Raw genomic sequence first — 17,904 nt, 5'->3', positions numbered from 1 at the left:
GGGTGACCAGCTACCATCATCAGCCGGTGATCAGGCGTTTTTCAAAGAACAGGTCGGGGTAGGGGTCGTCATTGAAGCGCGCGATCTCAACCCAGCCTGTTGCCCGATAAAGCGCGACCGCTTCGTGCAGGGCGCTGTTGGAATCAAGCCGCAGCACCGTCACGCCGATGTCGCGCGCGCGATCCTCCAATTCACGCATCAGCCGCCGCGCCAGCCCCAGCCCCCGCGCGGCCGGAGAGACCCAGAGGCGTTTGACCTCGGCATAGCCTTTATCCGTGCCCTTCAGCCCCGCACAGCCAAGCGGCAGGCCGTCCGATGTGGCAATCACGAAGGCGCCGCGCGGGTGGCGCATGTCCTGCACATCCGGGTCGCTGGAGCGCGCGACATCGAACCCCTGTTCAAGCCGCGCCGCCAGTTCTGTGTAATAGGCATTCATGCAGGCCTGCGCCAGCGGGTGCCTTGGATCGACCGCATCCAGCGCGATGCGTTCCTTGCCCAGGGCCGAGGCCACCATATCCATTGCCGCCAGCAGCTTGTCTGGGGCGGCATGTTTGCCCAGCATTTCGCGGGCCTGCGCATCGGCCAGCGCTTCATAGGCGGCGTATTCCTGCGCGCCTGCCGCTGTCAGCCGCACGCGCCGGCGCCTGCTGTCATCCGCGCCGGGCTCAACCTCAATCAGCCCCTCCGCCTCCAACCCCCGCAGCAAACGGCTCATCAACCCGGAATCCAGTCCCAGATAGGCGCGTATTTCACTGACCTCTACCCGGCTCCCGCCAATCGCGTTCAGAACGCGAGCAGGGCCAAGCGGGCGGCCCCGGCCAAGGAAGGACGTGTCCAGCAGGCCGATTTCAGTGGTCACGGCGCGCTGGAAGCGGCGGATGCGGGCGATCTGATCTGTTGTCATGGCATGGCTCCAATATTCCTGACTTTAGTCAGATATATGAATGCACGCAAGCCGAAGAATCCTGTGGGCAAGTGGGCACTGCATCACCGGCGCGGCAGGGTTGACCGGCGGCCAAAAACAAGCGAGTTTGCGCTAGGGCGGCACATTATCCGGGGCGTGCCCGCTGAAATCATGCATCCCATATCAGAATCGGATTCTGAAGTAGCAGACCTGATTGCCGGGATGCATTAGCGTCAGTCGCCGCCGGATATGGGACATTGCGAAACCACGGTGCCGGGCAGACCGGAACACCAATACCCGAAAGAGGACCGTCATGAACGACGACGACACACGGCCCAATATCCTGATCGTGATGGTTGATCAGCTGAACGGCACGCTGTTTCCCGACGGTCCCGTCGATTGGCTGCACGCGCCCAACCTTCGGGCGCTGGCGGCGCGGTCCACGCGTTTCGCCAATGCCTATACGGCCTCGCCGTTATGCGCGCCGGGGCGGGCAAGTTTCATGTCAGGGCAGTTGCCCAGTGCCACACGGGTTTATGACAACGCGGCTGAATTTGCGTCCAGCATTCCGACCTATGCACATCATCTGCGGCGTGCGGGGTATTATACCTGCCTGTCCGGCAAGATGCATTTCGTCGGCCCCGATCAGTTGCACGGGTTCGAAGAACGCATGACCACCGATATCTACCCCGCCGATTTCGGCTGGACGCCCGATTATCGCAAACCCGGCGAACGGATCGACTGGTGGTATCATAACATGGGGTCGGTTACGGGCGCAGGCGTGGCAGAAATCACCAACCAGATGGAATATGACGATGATGTCGCGCATCACGCGATTTCCAGAATCTATGATCTGGCCCGCGGTGCCGACGCTCGGCCATGGTGCCTGACGGTCAGTTTCACCCATCCCCATGACCCTTATGTTGCGCGGAAAAAATACTGGGATCTGTACGCGGATTGCGCCCATCTGATGCCCGAAACCGGGCCAATCCCATATGCGCAGCAAGACCCCCATTCCAGGCGGATTTTTGATGCGAATGACTGGCGGTCCTATGATCTGACCCCGGAAATGGTGGCTCGCGCGCGCCGCGCCTATTTCGCCAATATTTCCTATCTTGATGACAAGATCGGCGAGATCCTGGCCACGCTGGAGGCAACACGCCAGCAAGCCGTTGTGGTGTTTGTCAGCGATCATGGCGATATGCTGGGCGAACGGGGTCTGTGGTACAAGATGTGCTTTTTTGAGGGGTCGGCCCGCGTGCCGCTGATGATTGCGGCCCCCGATATGGCGGCAGGCCGGGTAGATGCGCCTGTCAGCACCATCGATGTATGCCCGACATTATGCGATCTGGCAGGCGTCAGTATGGCAGAGGTGATGCCCTGGACCACTGGCGAAAGCCTTGTGCCGCTGGGTCAGGGCGGCGTGCGCACCAGTCCCGTGGCCATGGAATATGCCGCCGAAGCGTCGGAGGCACCGCTGGTCTGTCTGCGTGACGGGCGTTGGAAATATATCCGCTGCACGCTGGACCCGGAAATGCTGTTCGATCTGGAAACCGACCCGCAGGAATTGCACAACCTCGCCGATGACACGGCGCATCAGGACATATTGGCCGGTCTGCGCGCGCAGGCGGCGGCGCGTTGGGATCTGTCCCGCTTTGATGCCGAGGTGCGCGAAAGTCAGGCGCGGCGCTGGGTGGTTTATGAGGCGCTGCGGCAGGGGGGGTATTTCCCCTGGGATTTTCAGCCGCTGCAAAAGGCGTCGGAACGCTACATGCGTAATCACATGGACCTGAATCTTCTTGAAGACAGCAAGCGTTTTCCCCGTGGCGAATGACATGGGTAATCACACGCGGGGGGCGCGCTAAGGGGGGCAAGCCGAATTTCGATAGCGCGTTACTCAGCGACGCTGGCGCTGCCATCTTCCTCCGCGGAAAGCCCATAGGTGCGCGCCGTCATTGGAACCAATGATATTGCGTGCTGAATAGCTTCGAGAAGCGCGGTTTCGGCCCGGTTAAGGGTTGCTTTGGGGTTCCAGACCAGATGCACGTCAATCGCTGGTGGCATGTCATAAGGCGGCAGACGCCAGAGCAGCCCGTCCTGGACATCGCGCGCCACCACATGCAGCGGCAAGGGGCCGATCCCGAGGCCGGCGATCACCATGCGGCGCACTTCTTCCAGATGACTGGACGTGCCGATGATCTGTTCGTTCAGTTCGGATTGCGCCCGCAACAAGGTCACCGAGCGTAGCGCGTCATGCAGCCTGTCCGTCTCGAAACTGACGGCGGCATGTCCGGCAAGGTCTTTCTGGCGTAAATCCCTGCGACCGAAAAGCGGATGAGGCGGACCACAGAACAGGCCGAAGAATTCGCGATAAAGCCGCAGGTATTCGATTTTCGGATCGCGCCTGTGCACAAGACAGATCGCGAAAGATGCCGTGCGCGCCGTGACGCTGGCCAGCGCCGCACTGGAACCGAGTACCGATATTGACAGGGTTGCGCGCGGGTGACGGGCGTGAAATTCGGCCAGAACCTGATCGAATAATGGGCAGACGACATGGCTGGCCACGGCAATACGCACATGGCCGCGCACCTCGTCGGTCATGTCGCGCATCAAGGTCGACAGCCGATGAACGGCACCGTGTATCTCGACCGCCTCGCGATACAGAAGCGCGCCCGCCCGTGTCAGTTCATAGCGCCCCGGCGTGCGGTCGATCAGACGTTTTCCGATGCGGTCCTCCAGTTTTTTCAGCGCAGTAGAGACAGAGGGCTGCGTCAGCCGCAAACGCTGTGCCGCATCCGTGATGGAGCGCGCTTCGGCCATCACCACAAAGCTGCGTAGCAGGTTCCAGTCCAGATCCCGCGTCAGGCGGTCGGCGTCACGTGGCTCCGGCATTAATGATACCTATAATCACTATTCCAATTATCAATTTGCCTTATGCGTTCTGGCTTTGCAATCTTTGACCATGCCCAGTTCCGCCATTATGCCAAGCAAATTACCGACATGTCTGTAGAAGCCCGTGAAAGGCGGCAGCCGTGGATATTGCTTTCGGCCCCGCTGGGGGCGGTGACGCTGCTGTTGCTTGTGCCGCTGGTGTTCATCGTGATCTATTCCTTCTGGCTGCGCTCGGCGGTCGGGCCGGATATTGCGGGATTTCATCCGGACAACTGGCAGCGCGCCCTGACGGACCCGTTCTACCGTTACATATTGTTCAACACGCTGAAGATTGCTGCGATCACCACGTTTTTCTGCGCGCTTCTGGGCTATCCGGCGGCTTATTTCATCACCCGCTCCAGCGGCAACAAGCTTATATTGCTGCTGTTATTGATGCTTCCTTTCTGGATCAGCTACATTATTCGCACGATGAGCTGGATCAACATTCTGGGCAGTTCGGGTGCGCTGAATACGCTGCTTCTGTCCACCGGTGTCATCTCGTCGCCAATTCAGATGCTGTATAACGAAGCCACGGTCATTCTGGGGCTGGTGCATTTCCTGCTGCCCTTCATGGTGCTGAACATCTATGTCAGCCTTGACGGCATCGACACCAATCTGGAAGATGCAGCGACGTCGCTGGGGGCCACGCGCTGGCAGTCGTTCCTGCAGGTGACCTTGCCCTTATCGCTGCCCGGACTGGCCGCAGGGGGCTTGTTGTGTTTCGTGCTGGGCGCGGGCACCTATATCACACCGCTTATTCTTGGCGGGCCGCGCGATGCGATGTTCGCCAATCTGGTGTTTGAAGCCATCATCACGCAGTTGAACTGGCCAATGGGGTCCGCGCTGTCGCTGCTGCTTTTGCTGGTTCTTGGCGCTTTGGTGGCTGTCTACAACCGCTTTCTTGGCATGTCACAACTGACGAAGGGGCTGGGATAATGGGTTGGGCTGCGATCCGCGCATATACGGTACTGGTCTATCTGTTCATGTTCCTGCCCGTGGCGGTCGTGGTTCTGTTGTCGTTCAACCAGAACCAGTTCGGCAGTTTTCCCATGACCGGCGTTTCCCTGCGCTGGTTCGAAGCATTGTGGAACAACGATGCAGTGATGCGCGCCTTTCGCACGTCGTTGATCCTTGGCCTGCTGACGGCTCTTATCTCCACCACCCTTGGTGTTCTCGCCAGCCTTGCGCTGGTGCGCTACAATGTGCCGGGCAAGAACCTGATCACCACCATTCTGATTGCGCCCATTCTGGTGCCAGAGGTGGTGCTTGCGGTGGCGCTTTTGCTGTTTCTGAACTGGCTTGGCATTGGCAAAAGCTTCGCGTTGTTGCTGGCAGGTCATGTGATTTTCACCCTGCCGTTTGTCATCCTTGTAGTGCAGGCGCGGCTGGTCAGTATCCGCCGCGATGTGGAAGAAGCCGCGCTCAGCCTTGGTGCGTCGCCCGTTCAGACCTTCTTTTCCGTGACGCTGCCGCTTCTGATGCCCGCAGTGGCCGCAGGCGCCCTCTTTGCCTTTACCATATCCTTTGATGACATTACCGGCACGCTGTTCTGGAAACCCGGCGGGGTGGAAACCGTGCCCACGCAGATCTTCTCGATGCTGCGCAATTCCATCAGCCCTGAAATCAACGCGCTCGGCACTGTGATGATCGTTATCACGGTCGGGCTGCCATTGCTGGGGGCCGCCATCGTCCGCAGTATCGCCATGAAACGCGGCATGTAAGAACTGCGGCAATCCTAAACCCGACAAGGAGATGAAAATGGACAATACCAAAAGATATGAACGACTTCTGGAACGTTATCGCAACGGTGATCTGGACAGGCGCAGCTTTCTGGGGCTGATCGGCGCGGCGGGTGTTGCTTACGGCGTGCAGACGCCCTTCGCGCGGATGGCATTTGCTCAGGATGTCACGCAGGTGCGTTTCGATGGCTGGGGCGGCGTCGTATCCGAAGCGTTTCGTCGTCATGCGTTCGACCCCTATACGGCCGCAACCGGCATCAACGTGGTGGATGGTACATTCTCTGGCGGGGACGAATATCTGGCGCAGGTGCGTTCCAGTCAGGAAGGCGAATACAACATTGCCCATCTCTCGGGCGTATTCGACTATGCCCGCTATGTGAATTTCGGTCTGGATGTGGCGCTGAACATCGAAAACATCCCGAACATGGAACTGGTCATGGACGCGCTGACCAATGCGTTCCGCGGCATCACGCCAGATCATCTGTCTGCTGTGCCCTATAATTACGGCACCACGGGGCTGGCTTATAACCGGGCCTATATCTCTGACGAGGAAATCCGTGAGAAAGGCGCATCCATCCTGATCGACCCTGAATATCAGGGCAAGATCGGCGGCTGGAGCGACTGGCGCACGCGGCTGTGGTATGCGGCGCTGCAAACCGGCCAAAGCCCGAATGACATTCAGGACATGGAGGCCGCATGGGACGCCATCCGCGCCCATCGCGATCTGGCGCTGAAATACTGGGGTTCCGGGGCAGAGTTGATGAGCCTGCTGGCCGAGGAAGAGATCTATGTCACCGAAGGCTGGTCAGGCCGGATCGCGGCGCTGCAGGAACAGGGCCATGACATCGGCTATTATGATGCGCCCAACAGCTTTGGCTGGCAGGAATGCCTGTTCGTGATCAAAGGATCGCCCGTTGAGGCCTGCGAGGAACTTCTGAACTTCATGCTGGCGCCCGAAACTTCGATCGCTGTGGCCGAAGGGCAGAATTACCCGCCGGCGCTTGATGGCAGCAAGGTCGATCTGGGCAGCAAGATACCGACGCTGCCCGCCTATGACCCTTCTGGCACGCTGGAGGCGCTGACCTTCGCCGATCCCGTTTACTGGAACGGAAACGAGGCCGAATGGTCGGAAACCTTCGCGCGTGTGCAGCGCGGCTTCTGACGCCATGACCCCGCGCCTGCTTCGGGCGCGGGGTTTTCTGACAAGGGGGCACCATCGTGAGTTCGGTTCAACTCAATAACATTGTCAAGCGCTTCGGCAGCTTTACGGCGGTCGAAAAGACCTCGATGACCATCGAGGATGGTGCCTTCGTCACGCTTCTTGGCCCCTCGGGCTGCGGCAAGACCACGACGCTGCGCATGATCGCCGGGCTGCTGGACCCGACAGAGGGTGAAATTGTCATCAACGGCAAGCGCGTCAATGACGTGCCGATTCACAAGCGCAATCTGGGGCTGGTGTTCCAGAATTACGCATTATTTCCACACAAGACCGTTGCCGAAAACGTGGCCTTCGGGCTGCGCTACCGCAATGTGCCAAAAGCCGAGATCACGCGGCGTGTGCAGGATGCGCTGGAGTTGGTGCAACTGCCGCAGGTCGGAAACCGTTATCCCAAGGCATTGTCGGGTGGTCAGCAACAGCGCATCGCGCTGGCCCGCGCCATTGTGATCGAACCAGATGTGTTGCTGCTGGATGAGCCGCTTTCGGCGCTCGACGCCAATCTGCGGGAAGATATGCGCGTCGAACTGAAGAACATTCAGGCGCGCATCGGCGTGACGACTGTGTTTGTGACGCATGACCAGTCAGAGGCATTGGCGATGTCCGACCGGATCGTGGTCATGAGTGATGGCCGCGTCGAACAGGTCGGCGCACCTGAAGCGGTCTATAACACCCCTGCCAGTGAATTTGTCGCGCGGTTTCTGGGGGCGTCCAACATCCTTGACGGGCGCTGCCTGTCGCGCAGTGCGGATGAGGCGGTTCTGGATGTGCCGGTCTTTGGCAAGGTCACCGTGCCTGGTTCCAGGGCCCCGCATCTGGCGGGCGAAGGCCCTGCCAAGCTGGTGATCCGAGCCGAGAAACTGCTGCTGCGGGACACACCGCCCGAAGGTGGCGCGTTTTCCGCCCCTGCCACTGTGGAAACCGTGGATTATCAGGGCCAGTCCGTCCGCTATTTCGTCCGTGCGGGCGAGATGCAGTTTCAGGCCATCAACATGATCGACGAGCGCCCCTTCCCTGTGGGTGCGCAGGTACATATGACACTTCGGCCGCAGGATTGCGCGGCCCTGCCCGGATAATCACCATGAGCCATCTGTTCTATCAGACCAGTCAGCGTCGTCCTGTTCTGGATCAGGCGCGTGGCGTTTATATGTGGGATGTGGACGGCAAGCGCTATCTGGACGGCTCATCCGGCGCGATGGTGTGCAATATCGGCCATTCGAATGAACACGTACTCTATGCAATGCGCCGCCAGATGGAGAAATCCACCTTCGGCTACCGGCTGCATTTTGAAACCGAAGCGTCCGAGGAACTGGCGGCAAAGACCGCCGCCCTTTGCCCCGAAGGGATGAACAAGGTCTTCTTCGTTTCCGGCGGGTCGGAGGCCGTGGAATCCGCGATCAAGCTGGCGCGCCAGCATGCGCTGGCCGTCGGGCAAGCCAACCGCTGGAAGATCATCAGCCGCAGCCCCAGCTATCACGGTTGCACCCTTGGCGCGCTTGCGATCACGGGTTACGCGCCCCTGACAGAACATTTCGCGCCGATGATGCGCGAAATGCCCAAAATCCCTGCGCCGCGCGCCTATCTGGACGGGCTGGACCCGGACGACCCAGCCACCGGCGCGCATTACGCCGCCATGCTGGAAGCCGAAATCATTGCGCAAGGGCCGGATACGGTGCTGGCCTTTGTTGTGGAACCTGTCGGCGGGGCGTCCACTGGCGCGCTGGTCCCGCCTGTCGGCTACATGGAAGCGGTGCAGGATATCTGCCGCCGGTACGGGGTGCTGCTGATCCTTGATGAAGTGATGACAGGCGCGGGCCGTACCGGCCGCTTTCTGGCGCTGGAACACTGGGGCCTGTCGCCTGATATCGTCGTGCTGTCCAAGGGGTTTGCCGCAGGGTATGTGCCGCTGGGTGCGATTGTCGCCCGGGATGATCTGGTGCGGGCGGTTATGGAAGGGGGCGGTTTCCTGCATGGTTTCACCTATGCGGGTAATCCGCTGGCCTGCGCCGCTGGTGCTGCTGTGATTGATGAAATTGCGCGGCTGGGACTGGTGCGCAACGCGGAAGTCATGGGCGCAGCGCTGCGCACGCGGCTTGACAGCTTAATGACACGGCACCCGATCATTGGTGATGTGCGGGGCAAGGGACTGCTGTTGGCGTTCGAGTTCATGGCCGACCGTGACAGCAAAGCCCCGCTGCCCGCGCGGCTGAACGCGCATCAGCGGCTGGTGGATATTACCTATGAGTTGGGTCTGATCGTCTATTCCCGCCGGACCCGCGACGGGGTCGCGGGCGATCATATCATGGTCTGTCCGCCCCTGATTGTGACGGAGCAGCATTTGGACGAGATTACCGATACGTTGGATGCAGCGCTGACCCGGCTTGCGCATGACTTGGCACCAGCTTTGTCGGAAATGGCATAGGTTCATGGCGGGCATCATCATCACCTGTGCGCTTACGGGGTCCATTCACACGCCTAGCATGTCGCCGCATCTGCCCATCACCGGCAAAGATATCGCGCGGCAGGGCATTGAGGCCGCGCAGGCGGGCGCCTCCATCCTGCACCTGCATGCGCGCGACCCGGTGACGGGGCGACCCTCTGCCTTGCTGGAGCATTTTAACGGTTTCGTGCCAATCCTGGCCCGAGAGACCGATGCGGTGCTGAACCTGTCCACGGGTGGCAGTGCAGTCATGTCGCTGGATGACCGGCTGGCCGCGCCTTTGGCGATTGCGCCGGAAATGGCCTCGCTGAACATGGGCACAATGAATTTCGCGCTGTATCCGATGCTGGGGAAAGACCGCAACTGGATGCATGACTGGGAAAAACCCTTTCTGGAAGATACCGATGATCTGGTTTTTAAAAACACCCCCCGCGACATTGCCCGCATTCTGACAAGCTTGGGGCAAGAGCGCGGCGCAAGGTTCGAATTCGAATGCTATGATCTGAGCCACCTCTACATGCTGCGCCATTTTGCAGATCGCGGCCTGATAAAACCGCCCTATTTCATCCAGTTCGTTTTTGGCGTGCTGGGCGGCATGGGGCCGGACCCGGAGAATCTGACCCATATGAAGCGCATCGCGGACAAGTTGTTCGGGGATAAATACATGTTTTCCGTGCTGGCGGCGGGGCGGTTCCAGATGCCGCTGATCACCATGTCTGCGGCAATGGGCGGACATGTGCGCGTGGGGCTGGAAGACAGCCTGACCATTGCCCGCGGTAGGCTTGCATGCTCCAACGCCGAGCAGGTCATGAAAATCCGCGAGATTGTCGAACGTCTGGGCCGCGACGTCATGACCCCTGATCAGGTGCGCGCCACACTGGGGCTGAAGGGGGCGGGGCAGATCAATGCGGGATGACGGGATGAACTTTCGCAAGGTCGCGAATGCCAACGATCTGGCGCGTCTGGAAGCCGCCTTGCGCTTCCTGAGTGCCGATATCGGCGAGGATTACGCCTGTCCCGGCGCGACGCTTGCCGATGCGCTGACAGGGCCACACCCTGCAGCGCACGGGCTTCTTGCCCTGCAAAAGGAACAGACCCTTGGTGCAGCACTCTACAGCCCTGTTTTTTCTACCGTGCGCGGTGCGGTGGGGGTCTATGTGTCGGACCTGTGGATCAGCGCGAATGCACGCGGGCAGGGGCTTGGCACGCGGCTTCTGGCGCAGGTGGCGCGCGCGGGCGCGCTGTATTGGCACGCAACATGGATCAAGCTTGCGGTCTATGACCACAGCACGGCGTCACAGCAGTTTTACAAAAGGCTCGGGTTCGAACCCGCGACAGGAATGCAGGAAATGCGCCTTGATGCGGCTGGCATGTCAGACCTGATCAGGGGGGCAACATGAAAGCCATATTCGACGACCGCCAGCGCCTGCATGATCCGCAGCATTTCATGGCCAATGGCAAGACCTACGCAAGCCCGGAATCGCCCGAACGCATTACCCGCCTGATGGCAGGCGCAAAAGCCGCAGGCTGCGGGTTCCAGCCGCCGGAAGACGCAGGGCTTGGCCCGATTGCCGCCATTCACAGTGCGGAATATCTGCATTTCCTGCAAACCATATACCCGCGCTGGCAACGCATCCCCGATGCCGGGGCAGAGGTGATTCCGAATATCCACCCTGCGATGCGCAGTAATAATTACCCCAAATCCGCCATCGGGCAGGCAGGTTATCATCAGGCCGACACTGCTTGCCCCATTGGTGCGCATACATGGGACGCCGCCTATTGGTCTGCGCAATCGGCCATCACCGGCGCTGATCTGATCGCGGGTGGCGAACGGGCGGGGTATGTCCTGTCACGTCCACCCGGCCATCATGCGTTCTGTGATCTTGCGGGGGGGTTCTGTTTTCTCAACAACTCCGCCATCGCTGCTGAACGTCTGCGCGGCCAAGGGCTGCGGCCCGCAATACTGGATGTCGATGTTCATCACGGCAATGGAACACAGGGCATATTCTACGCCCGCGATGATGTGCTGACTCTTTCACTCCATGCGGACCCCGACCGCTTCTACCCGTTTTTCTGGGGGGGCGCGCAGGAACGCGGCGAAGGGCGTGGGCTGGGTTATAACCTGAACCTGCCCTTGCCGCGCGGGACAGATGACGCAGGCTATATGCAGGCGCTTGACACCGCATTGCGGCGCATACGTGCATTCGGGGCGGATGTGGTCGTCGTGGCACTGGGGCTGGATGCGCATATTGACGACCCGTTCAAGGGGCTGGCAATCACGACCCAAGGGTTTCATACAATGGCTGGGGCTATTGCGGGACTCGGTCTGCCGTTGCTGCTGGTGCAGGAAGGCGGCTATGTTTCGGACGCTCTGTCCGATAATCTGACGGCGTTTTTGAAAGGGATGTCATGAAAGTCGATTTTCGCGCGATTTACCTGAAAAAGCGCTTCCCGCTGCGGATTTCGCGCGGTGAGATTCCGGGTGGTGAAAACCTGTTTGTTTCCGTCACCGAAGATGGTCTGACAGGCTGGGGCGAGATGGCACCTGGCAAAACTGAAGGGGCTGCGACCGTAGCTGAAGGGCGCGCACAGCTGGAGGGGTTCTGCGCAAAGGGGCTGAAAGGGGCGATCCACGACATCTGGTTCTCAGCGCATAAGGCCGGGGTCGGGGCCTGCGCGCTGGCTGCGCTCGACATGGCGCTGTGGGATCTGCGCGCCAAACAGGCCGGGATGCCACTTTATCATCTGTTGGGGCTGGCGCGGCGGGGTGTGGTGTCGTCACTGACAGTGGGTATCAACCCGCCTGAGGTCGTGCGCGAGCGTGTGCCGCTATTGCTGGACCGCGGTGCGCGGGCGCTGAAGATCAAGCTGGGCAGCAATGACGGGATTGAGGCCGACAAGGCCATGTTCGCCGCTGTACACGAGGTTGCACAGGGCAGCGGTGCGGCGCTGCGCGTTGATGCCAATGGCGGCTGGTCACTGACCGACGCGCGCCACATGATGGGGTGGCTTGCCACGCGCGGGGTGGAGTATGTCGAACAGCCGCTGGTGCAGGGGGCAGAAGATCAGTTGCCCGAACTATTCAGGGATCGCGCACTACCAATCTTTGTCGATGAATCCTGCCGCTTTTCCAGTGACATTCCCGCATTCGCGCATTGTGTGGACGGGGTGAACCTGAAGCTGATGAAATGCGGCGGTATTTCCGAGGCTTTGCGCATTGTTGCTACTGCCCGCGCGCATGGGTTGAAAACCATGATCGGCTGCATGGGCGAAAGCTCTGTGTCCATCGCGGCGGGCGCGTCACTTTCGGCGCTATTTGATTATATCGACCTTGACTCCCACCTCAACCTTGACCCGGATCCCGCTACCGGCGCACCCTTCGTGGATGGTGTAACCCTGCCCGCGGACCAGCCCGGCCATGGAGGAACCTTGCATGCTTGACCCCACCCTTCCCCTCGCACTGTTTGCAGAGGCCACAATGGGCAAGCTGAATGCCAAGATGGCCGAAGGCATCATGCGTTATGGGCGTAATCCCGTGGTCGCGGTGATCGACAGTACGCAGGCGGGCAAACGCGTGCGCGATCTGTGCGCGCTGAACAGTGACGTGCCGGTGGTTGCCACACTGGCAGAGGCGCAGGGCCTGGGCGCGCAGGTGCTTGTATTGGGTACTGCACCATCGGGAGGGCGGCTGCCGCAGGACTGGGTAGTTGTTCTGGAACAGGCGGTTGCGGGTGGCATGAGCCTTGTCAACGGCATGCATGACCAGCTGAAGCCCATGTTTTCCGACAGGCTTCGCCCCGGCCAATGGGTCTGGGACTTGCGTGTGCCACAAGGCGATGCGCCGCCCATCGCGATGGCGCGCGCGGCCACGTTGCGCAATACCCGCGTGCTGATGGTCGGCACTGACATGGCCGTCGGTAAGATGACAGCCGGGCTGGAACTGACCCGCAGCTTGCAGGCATTGGGCCGCGATGCGGCCTTCCTTGCGACGGGCCAGACTGGCATTGCCATTACGGGCAGCGGCATTCCGCTGGACGCAATCCGTGTTGATCATGCAGCCGGGGCCGTAGAACGTATGGTTCTGGAGGCAGCAAAGCATGCGATTGTCGTGATCGAGGGGCAGGGCTCATTATTGCACCCCGGCAGTACCGCCACCCTGCCGCTGATGCGCGGCAGCGCCTGCACCCATATGATCCTGTGCCACCGCGCCGGAATGGAAACGCTTGATGAACCGAAAACCGTCCGCATTCCGCCCCTGCGCGACGTGATTGCGCTGAATGAAGGCGTGGCACGGGCGGGTGGCGCACTGACCCCGGCGCGCGTGGTCGGCATTGCCCTGAACACAGCGCGCCTGTCGCAGGCGGATGCCGACGCGGCGCTCAGGGCGGTTGAGGACGCGACCGGATTACCCGCTGCCGATCCTGTCCGCGAGGGGGCGGACAAGCTTGCGACGACGGTTCTGGAATAGCACAATCAAACAGTGCTGAAAGATCAGGGCACGCGGCGTTCACTTGCTTCCGCCACCCCGGAAATTCCTGCGCCCGATTGAAGGCAACGATGCCGCGCACCGTTCCGGATGTGGAATAACATTCAAACGTGTCGCGTTCAGGTCATGAACATGTGGCGGCAATGCAATCTGTCGGCAGCTTGATCATGCCGAACCATCAGCCCCAGGCCATGTTCTTGAATCCTTCACGGAATGCAAAACGCTCCAGATGGCTGTCAACGATCCCTTTGGCGCGATCAAGCTGTTCCACTGTATCGGCGGAAACGTCGACGCGCAGTTCATGCGCGGATGCCGTTATTGTGCAATCCCCGGTCGGAAGCGTTATCCGTGATGTGGTTTCATCAAACTCCACAGGGATTTTATGGGCAAAATGCTTGCTGAGTTGCTGAAGATAGGCACTGGCCTTGGCGGTGGGAAACCGCCCGGTTGCGCATATGGCGTGTTGCATCTGCCCGATTCCTTATTTATTTGCTCCGGCACAAGAATGACAAAAACAGTCGGATATGTCCAGCCGCCGCCAGACAACCCGAAAAACAGCATACAGCATAAGGAATGCCGATATGAAACTTACACTATGCGCGGCGGCGGTTTGTCTGGCACCGGTCGTCGGAATGGCCCAGGATGTCACTGTTGAAACCCATGCCGGCCCGGTCACGCTGCAAGCGGGACCGCAGAATGTGGTTGCGCTGGACCTTGCCGCAATTGACGCATTGTCAGCGCTTGATGTCGCGATTGCGGCCGTGCCCAGCGTCACACCACCTGCCTATCTGGCAAGGGTCATGCAGGACCTGCCTGCCGTCGGCACCCTGTTCGAACCCGACTTTGAAGCGCTGGCCGTCATGGGGCCGGACCTGATTGTGGCGGGCGGGCGTTCGCAGGCGCAGGTTGGTGCACTGTCGCGTGTGGCACCCACGATTGACATGACAATTATGAATGATGGGCTGATCGAACAGGCGCGCGACCGCGTGGCAGCCTATGGCGCGCTGTTTGACAAGGCGGATGCGGCAGATGCGCTGATTGCGCAGCTTGACGACGCGCTTGCCAGCACCGCAGCGGCTGTCACCGGCAAGGGAAGTGCGCTGATCGTGCAGACCAATGGCGGCAAGCTGTCGGCCTATGGTGCTGACAGCCGTTTCGGCTGGCTGCATAACGCTGTCGGGCTGCCGCAGGCATTTGACGGGATTACCGCAGAAAATCACGGCGAGTCGGTGTCGTTTGAATTTATCGCAGAGGTAAACCCGGACTGGTTGCTGGTTCTGGACCGTGCCGCCGCCATCGGTCAGGATGGCGAGGCCGCAGCCGTGACGCTGGACAACCCCCTGATTGCGGGCACAACCGCGGGCCAGCGCGGGCAGATCATCTATCTGGATGGTGGCGCCATCTATCTGGCAGGCGGGGGCATTCAGTCCGTACAGATCGTGCTGGACCAGATCAGGACAGCATTCGAAGGGTCCGGCAGCTGATCCGTTGCGCGGGCTTCCGATTGCCCTGACCGGGCTTGTCCTGCTTGCGGGCGCAAGCCTGTTGGTGGGTGCAACCAATCTGTGGACGACGCAGCTTGATACCGGCATGGTTCTGGCCATCAGCCGCGTGCCGCGCACACTGGCGGCATTGCTGGCCGGTGCGGGCTTGGCGCTGGCCGGTGTCGTTGTACAGCAAAGTGTCCAGAACAGGCTGGTTGACCCCGGCCTGATCGGCACGCCTGAAGCTGCGATGCTGGGTCTGGTGGCCATTACCCTGATTGCGCCCGGCGCCGCGCTCGCGGTCAAGATGTCGGTTGCGGCGCTGACGGCGCTGGCGGGAACCGCCGTGTTCTTCATGTTGGCGCGGCTGGTGCCACGCCGGGACCCGATGCTTCTGCCGCTGGTCGGGCTGATCTATGGCGGTATTCTGGGCGCGATGGTCCTGTGGCTGGGCTGGATGACGGATCTGGTGCAATTTCTGAGCATCTGGCGCACGGGAGAGTTTTCCGGCGTGCTGCGCGGGCGCTATGAACTGCTGTGGATCATTGCGGGTCTGGCCATCATTCTGTTCGTGCTGGCAGACCGGATTACCCTGTTGGGGCTGGGCGAGGATTACGCCCGCGCCCTTGGTCTGAATTATCTGCAAACTGTGTTGCTGGGGCTGGGTTGTGTGGCTGTAACATTTGCGGTGGTGGTGGTGACGGTCGGTGCCATGCCCTTTGTGGGGCTTGTCGTGCCCAATATCGTCTCGCGCTGGCGTGGGGACAACCTGCGCCAGAACCTGCCCTGGGTGGCGTTTCTGGGGGCGGTTTTTGTGTTGGGCGCGGATCTTCTGGGCCGTGTGGTGCGCTGGCCCTACGAAATTCCGGCGGCGACCATTTTTGCAGTGTTTGGCGCGGTGCTGTTTCTTTGGCTGCTCAACAGCAGAAAGCCGCGTCATCATGGCTGAACGTCGCCTTGTCGCATTGTCGTTGGGGCTGCTGGGGCTGTGCGCGCTGTTCCTTTTCTGGAATCTGCGCGCGCCGATGGGGTTCATTCTGGGACTGCGCGCGGAAAAACTGGCGGCACTGGTGCTGGTGGGCGCGGCAACCGGCGCGGCAACTGTCATCTTCCAGACCATCGCCGCCAACCGTTTGCTGACACCGGGAATCGTGGGGTTTGACGCCCTGTTCGTTTTTACCCAGACAATACTGGTGCTGGGTCTGGGTGGGGCAGGCTATGTGGCGCTGGCGGATACGGCAAAATTTCTGGTTGAAGCGTCCCTGCTGATGGGTGCGGCAATGGCGTTGTTCGGAATATTGTTCCGCAAAGGCGCGGAAGATATTATCCGCATGATCCTGACCGGCGTTATTCTGGGGGTGCTGCTGCGCGGGCTGGCAGGGTTTGCGCAGCGTCTGCTGGACCCGTCCGAATTCGCAGTGGTTCAGCAAGCCAGCATTGCCAGTTTCAATGCGGTCAATCCTGATTTGCTGGGAATCGCGGCATTGGCGCTGGTCTGCGGGCTTGGGGCCGCGCTGTGGCTTGCGCCGGGGCTGGATGTTGCGGCACTGGGGCGGGTGCAGGCGCGGGTTCTGGGGCTGAACCATGACCGGTTGGTGTTTACCGCACTTGGTGTTGTGGCGGCGTTGGTTGCGGTGTCCACGGCCCTTGTGGGGCCGGTCACATTCCTGGGGTTGCTGGCGGCCAGTTTTGCCCATGCGCTGCTGCGCGACCACCGCCACATTGTGTTGATTCCGGCAGCGGCGCTGATGGGCGCGGCCATCCTTGTGGCAGGACAGGCCGTGTTCGAGCGGCTTCTGGGTCTGCAATCCGCGCTTGCGGTCATTGTCGAATTCGCCGGTGGCCTGTTGTTTCTGGCCCTTGTTCTGAAAAGGCGCACAAGATGATCGAGATTTCCAGCTTGTCCATGTCGCGCGATGATGTGCAGATTTTGCGCGATGTGTCGCTTAGCGTGCCATCGGGGCGGCTTGCGGCCATCATCGGGCCGAATGGGGCGGGCAAATCAACGCTGCTGCATTGCATGGCGGGACTGCTGGCCCCGGACAGCGGCCAGGTGCGTGTAAATGGTCAGGATATTCATGCCCTGCGCGAACAAGGCCGCGCCCTGATCCTGTCGCTTCTGACCCAGTCACAAGGGGCCGTCCCACGCCTGAGCGTGCGCGATCTGGTTGCATTTGGTCGCTGGCCGCATCATCGCGGCAGGCCCACACCCACAGATCACACCGCAACCGCCGAGGCGATGGCGCGCTTTGATCTGGACGCGCTTGCACAGCGCAGCGTGGAATCGCTGTCGGGCGGGCAGCGCCAGCGCGCCTTTGTGGCGATGGCCTATGCCCAATCCACACCCTGGATGTTTCTGGATGAACCACTGGCCGCGCTGGACCCCAAATATGTGCGTGACATCATGGACCGGCTGCGCGCAATGACCGGCACCGATACCGGAAAACGCAGCATTGCGCTGGTGCTGCATGACCTGTCGGTGGCGGCCCGCTATGCGGATTTCTGCATTGCAATGAAGGCTGGCCGGATCATTGCGGCAGGCCCATGGCGCGACATCGTGACCTCCGCGCTTTTATCAGAGCTTTATGAAACGCCGTTGCGACTGGCCGAACTGGACGGTGCGCCGGTGGTGGTGGGGTTGTAGCACGCGCCATGCCGATCTGCGTGTTATCGCGGGCCTGCTGGCGCGTTTCCCTGGCTGGTA

General features: G+C 60.8%; 18 protein-coding genes. 15 read left to right on the top strand and 3 right to left on the bottom strand.

From position 1 onward, the window contains the following. Positions 1–19: 19 nt before the first annotated feature. The gene (locus tag PUT78_RS18490; RefSeq protein ID WP_274353750.1) at positions 20–904 is read right to left on the bottom strand and encodes a bifunctional helix-turn-helix transcriptional regulator/GNAT family N-acetyltransferase; all 885 of its coding nucleotides are present in this window, start codon (positions 902–904) and stop codon (positions 20–22) included. A 313-nt stretch (positions 905–1,217) separates the two neighbouring features. On the opposite strand from PUT78_RS18490, the gene betC reads away from it, so the two are divergent. Next, positions 1,218–2,738 (top strand): choline-sulfatase, encoded by a 1,521-nt coding sequence (gene betC, locus PUT78_RS18485; protein ID WP_274353749.1) that lies wholly within the window; start codon positions 1,218–1,220, stop codon positions 2,736–2,738. Between the two features lie 59 nt (positions 2,739–2,797). Here the strand turns inward: betC and PUT78_RS18480 are convergent, their stop codons facing one another. Further along, positions 2,798–3,796: a LysR family transcriptional regulator gene (locus PUT78_RS18480; RefSeq protein WP_274353748.1), complete on the bottom strand. Its 999-nt coding sequence runs from the start codon at positions 3,794–3,796 to the stop codon at positions 2,798–2,800. A gap of 42 nt (positions 3,797–3,838) precedes the next feature. Between PUT78_RS18480 and PUT78_RS18475 the strand changes: the two genes are divergently transcribed. Genes PUT78_RS18475 through PUT78_RS18430 form a run of 10 tightly spaced genes read left to right on the top strand, consistent with a single transcriptional unit; the run spans position 3,839 to position 13,698 of the window. Then, positions 3,839–4,771, top strand: a complete 933-nt coding sequence (locus tag PUT78_RS18475) for an ABC transporter permease (RefSeq protein ID WP_274353747.1) — start codon at positions 3,839–3,841, stop codon at positions 4,769–4,771. Continuing rightward, positions 4,771–5,556 carry an ABC transporter permease gene (locus PUT78_RS18470; RefSeq protein ID WP_274353746.1) on the top strand — a complete coding sequence of 262 codons (786 nt, stop codon included), beginning with the start codon at positions 4,771–4,773 and terminating at the stop codon, positions 5,554–5,556. Before PUT78_RS18475 ends, PUT78_RS18470 begins: the two co-directional genes overlap by 1 nt. A gap of 37 nt (positions 5,557–5,593) precedes the next feature. Next, the gene (locus PUT78_RS18465; protein ID WP_274353745.1) at positions 5,594–6,736 is read left to right on the top strand and encodes an ABC transporter substrate-binding protein; all 1,143 of its coding nucleotides are present in this window, start codon (positions 5,594–5,596) and stop codon (positions 6,734–6,736) included. A 56-nt stretch (positions 6,737–6,792) separates the two neighbouring features. Next, positions 6,793–7,866: an ABC transporter ATP-binding protein gene (locus PUT78_RS18460; RefSeq protein ID WP_274353744.1), complete on the top strand. Its 1,074-nt coding sequence runs from the start codon at positions 6,793–6,795 to the stop codon at positions 7,864–7,866. Between the two features lie 5 nt (positions 7,867–7,871). After that, entirely contained in the window at positions 7,872–9,212 is a 1,341-nt protein-coding gene (locus PUT78_RS18455; protein ID WP_274353743.1) for an aminotransferase family protein, read from the top strand. Positions 9,213–9,216: 4 nt separating this feature from the next. After that, positions 9,217–10,146 carry a 3,5-dioxohexanoate:acetyl-CoA acetone transferase gene (gene kce / locus PUT78_RS18450; RefSeq protein WP_274353742.1) on the top strand — a complete coding sequence of 310 codons (930 nt, stop codon included), beginning with the start codon at positions 9,217–9,219 and terminating at the stop codon, positions 10,144–10,146. Positions 10,147–10,150: 4 nt separating this feature from the next. Further along, the gene (locus tag PUT78_RS18445; protein WP_274353741.1) at positions 10,151–10,630 is read left to right on the top strand and encodes a GNAT family N-acetyltransferase; all 480 of its coding nucleotides are present in this window, start codon (positions 10,151–10,153) and stop codon (positions 10,628–10,630) included. Then, positions 10,627–11,643 carry a histone deacetylase family protein gene (locus PUT78_RS18440; protein WP_274353740.1) on the top strand — a complete coding sequence of 339 codons (1,017 nt, stop codon included), beginning with the start codon at positions 10,627–10,629 and terminating at the stop codon, positions 11,641–11,643. Before PUT78_RS18445 ends, PUT78_RS18440 begins: the two co-directional genes overlap by 4 nt. Further along, positions 11,640–12,671, top strand: coding sequence for a dipeptide epimerase (locus tag PUT78_RS18435; protein ID WP_274353739.1), 1,032 nt, complete (start codon positions 11,640–11,642; stop codon positions 12,669–12,671). Before PUT78_RS18440 ends, PUT78_RS18435 begins: the two co-directional genes overlap by 4 nt. Then, positions 12,664–13,698, top strand: a complete 1,035-nt coding sequence (locus PUT78_RS18430) for an N-acetyltransferase DgcN family protein (RefSeq protein WP_274353738.1) — start codon at positions 12,664–12,666, stop codon at positions 13,696–13,698. Before PUT78_RS18435 ends, PUT78_RS18430 begins: the two co-directional genes overlap by 8 nt. 196 nt (positions 13,699–13,894) lie before the next feature. On the opposite strand, the gene PUT78_RS18425 is transcribed toward PUT78_RS18430, so the two are convergent. After that, positions 13,895–14,185, bottom strand: coding sequence for a DUF2218 domain-containing protein (locus tag PUT78_RS18425; protein ID WP_274353737.1), 291 nt, complete (start codon positions 14,183–14,185; stop codon positions 13,895–13,897). A 112-nt stretch (positions 14,186–14,297) separates the two neighbouring features. Here PUT78_RS18425 and PUT78_RS18420 point away from each other — a divergent pair, with 112 nt between their 5' ends. From PUT78_RS18420 to PUT78_RS18405, 4 genes are read left to right on the top strand one after another with little or no spacing between them, the layout of a single operon-like run. Then, on the top strand, positions 14,298–15,200 hold the full coding sequence (locus tag PUT78_RS18420) for a siderophore ABC transporter substrate-binding protein (protein ID WP_274353736.1): 903 nt from the start codon (positions 14,298–14,300) through the stop codon (positions 15,198–15,200). A gap of 4 nt (positions 15,201–15,204) precedes the next feature. Further along, positions 15,205–16,149, top strand: coding sequence for an iron chelate uptake ABC transporter family permease subunit (locus PUT78_RS18415; RefSeq protein ID WP_274353735.1), 945 nt, complete (start codon positions 15,205–15,207; stop codon positions 16,147–16,149). Next, positions 16,142–17,086 (top strand): iron chelate uptake ABC transporter family permease subunit, encoded by a 945-nt coding sequence (locus PUT78_RS18410; RefSeq protein WP_274353734.1) that lies wholly within the window; start codon positions 16,142–16,144, stop codon positions 17,084–17,086. Before PUT78_RS18415 ends, PUT78_RS18410 begins: the two co-directional genes overlap by 8 nt. After that, positions 17,083–17,844 (top strand): ATP-binding cassette domain-containing protein, encoded by a 762-nt coding sequence (locus PUT78_RS18405; protein ID WP_274353733.1) that lies wholly within the window; start codon positions 17,083–17,085, stop codon positions 17,842–17,844. The genes PUT78_RS18410 and PUT78_RS18405 overlap by 4 nt, the downstream gene beginning before the upstream one ends. Positions 17,845–17,904 lie beyond the last annotated feature (60 nt).

The sequence above is a fragment of the Roseinatronobacter alkalisoli genome, from assembly GCF_028745735.1.
Classification (GTDB): domain Bacteria; phylum Pseudomonadota; class Alphaproteobacteria; order Rhodobacterales; family Rhodobacteraceae; genus Roseinatronobacter; species Roseinatronobacter alkalisoli.
This window is presented reverse-complemented; position numbering and strand designations above follow the sequence as displayed.

Bases quoted from the DNA above. Each gene is read 5' to 3' on its own strand.
- PUT78_RS18490 (WP_274353750.1), bottom strand. From the start codon at position 904: ATGACAACAGATCAGATCGCCCGCATCCGCCGCTTCCAGCGCGCCGTG.
- PUT78_RS18465 (WP_274353745.1), top strand. From the start codon at position 5,594: ATGGACAATACCAAAAGATATGAACGACTTCTGGAACGTTATCGCAAC.
- PUT78_RS18475 (WP_274353747.1), top strand. From the start codon at position 3,839: ATGCGTTCTGGCTTTGCAATCTTTGACCATGCCCAGTTCCGCCATTAT.
- PUT78_RS18435 (WP_274353739.1), top strand. From the start codon at position 11,640: ATGAAAGTCGATTTTCGCGCGATTTACCTGAAAAAGCGCTTCCCGCTG.
- PUT78_RS18470 (WP_274353746.1), top strand. From the start codon at position 4,771: ATGGGTTGGGCTGCGATCCGCGCATATACGGTACTGGTCTATCTGTTC.
- PUT78_RS18425 (WP_274353737.1), bottom strand. From the start codon at position 14,185: ATGCAACACGCCATATGCGCAACCGGGCGGTTTCCCACCGCCAAGGCC.
- PUT78_RS18480 (WP_274353748.1), bottom strand. From the start codon at position 3,796: ATGCCGGAGCCACGTGACGCCGACCGCCTGACGCGGGATCTGGACTGG.
- kce (WP_274353742.1), top strand. From the start codon at position 9,217: ATGGCGGGCATCATCATCACCTGTGCGCTTACGGGGTCCATTCACACG.
- PUT78_RS18440 (WP_274353740.1), top strand. From the start codon at position 10,627: ATGAAAGCCATATTCGACGACCGCCAGCGCCTGCATGATCCGCAGCAT.
- PUT78_RS18430 (WP_274353738.1), top strand. From the start codon at position 12,664: ATGCTTGACCCCACCCTTCCCCTCGCACTGTTTGCAGAGGCCACAATG.
- PUT78_RS18455 (WP_274353743.1), top strand. From the start codon at position 7,872: ATGAGCCATCTGTTCTATCAGACCAGTCAGCGTCGTCCTGTTCTGGAT.
- PUT78_RS18445 (WP_274353741.1), top strand. From the start codon at position 10,151: ATGAACTTTCGCAAGGTCGCGAATGCCAACGATCTGGCGCGTCTGGAA.
- PUT78_RS18405 (WP_274353733.1), top strand. From the start codon at position 17,083: ATGATCGAGATTTCCAGCTTGTCCATGTCGCGCGATGATGTGCAGATT.
- PUT78_RS18420 (WP_274353736.1), top strand. From the start codon at position 14,298: ATGAAACTTACACTATGCGCGGCGGCGGTTTGTCTGGCACCGGTCGTC.
- PUT78_RS18410 (WP_274353734.1), top strand. From the start codon at position 16,142: ATGGCTGAACGTCGCCTTGTCGCATTGTCGTTGGGGCTGCTGGGGCTG.
- betC (WP_274353749.1), top strand. From the start codon at position 1,218: ATGAACGACGACGACACACGGCCCAATATCCTGATCGTGATGGTTGAT.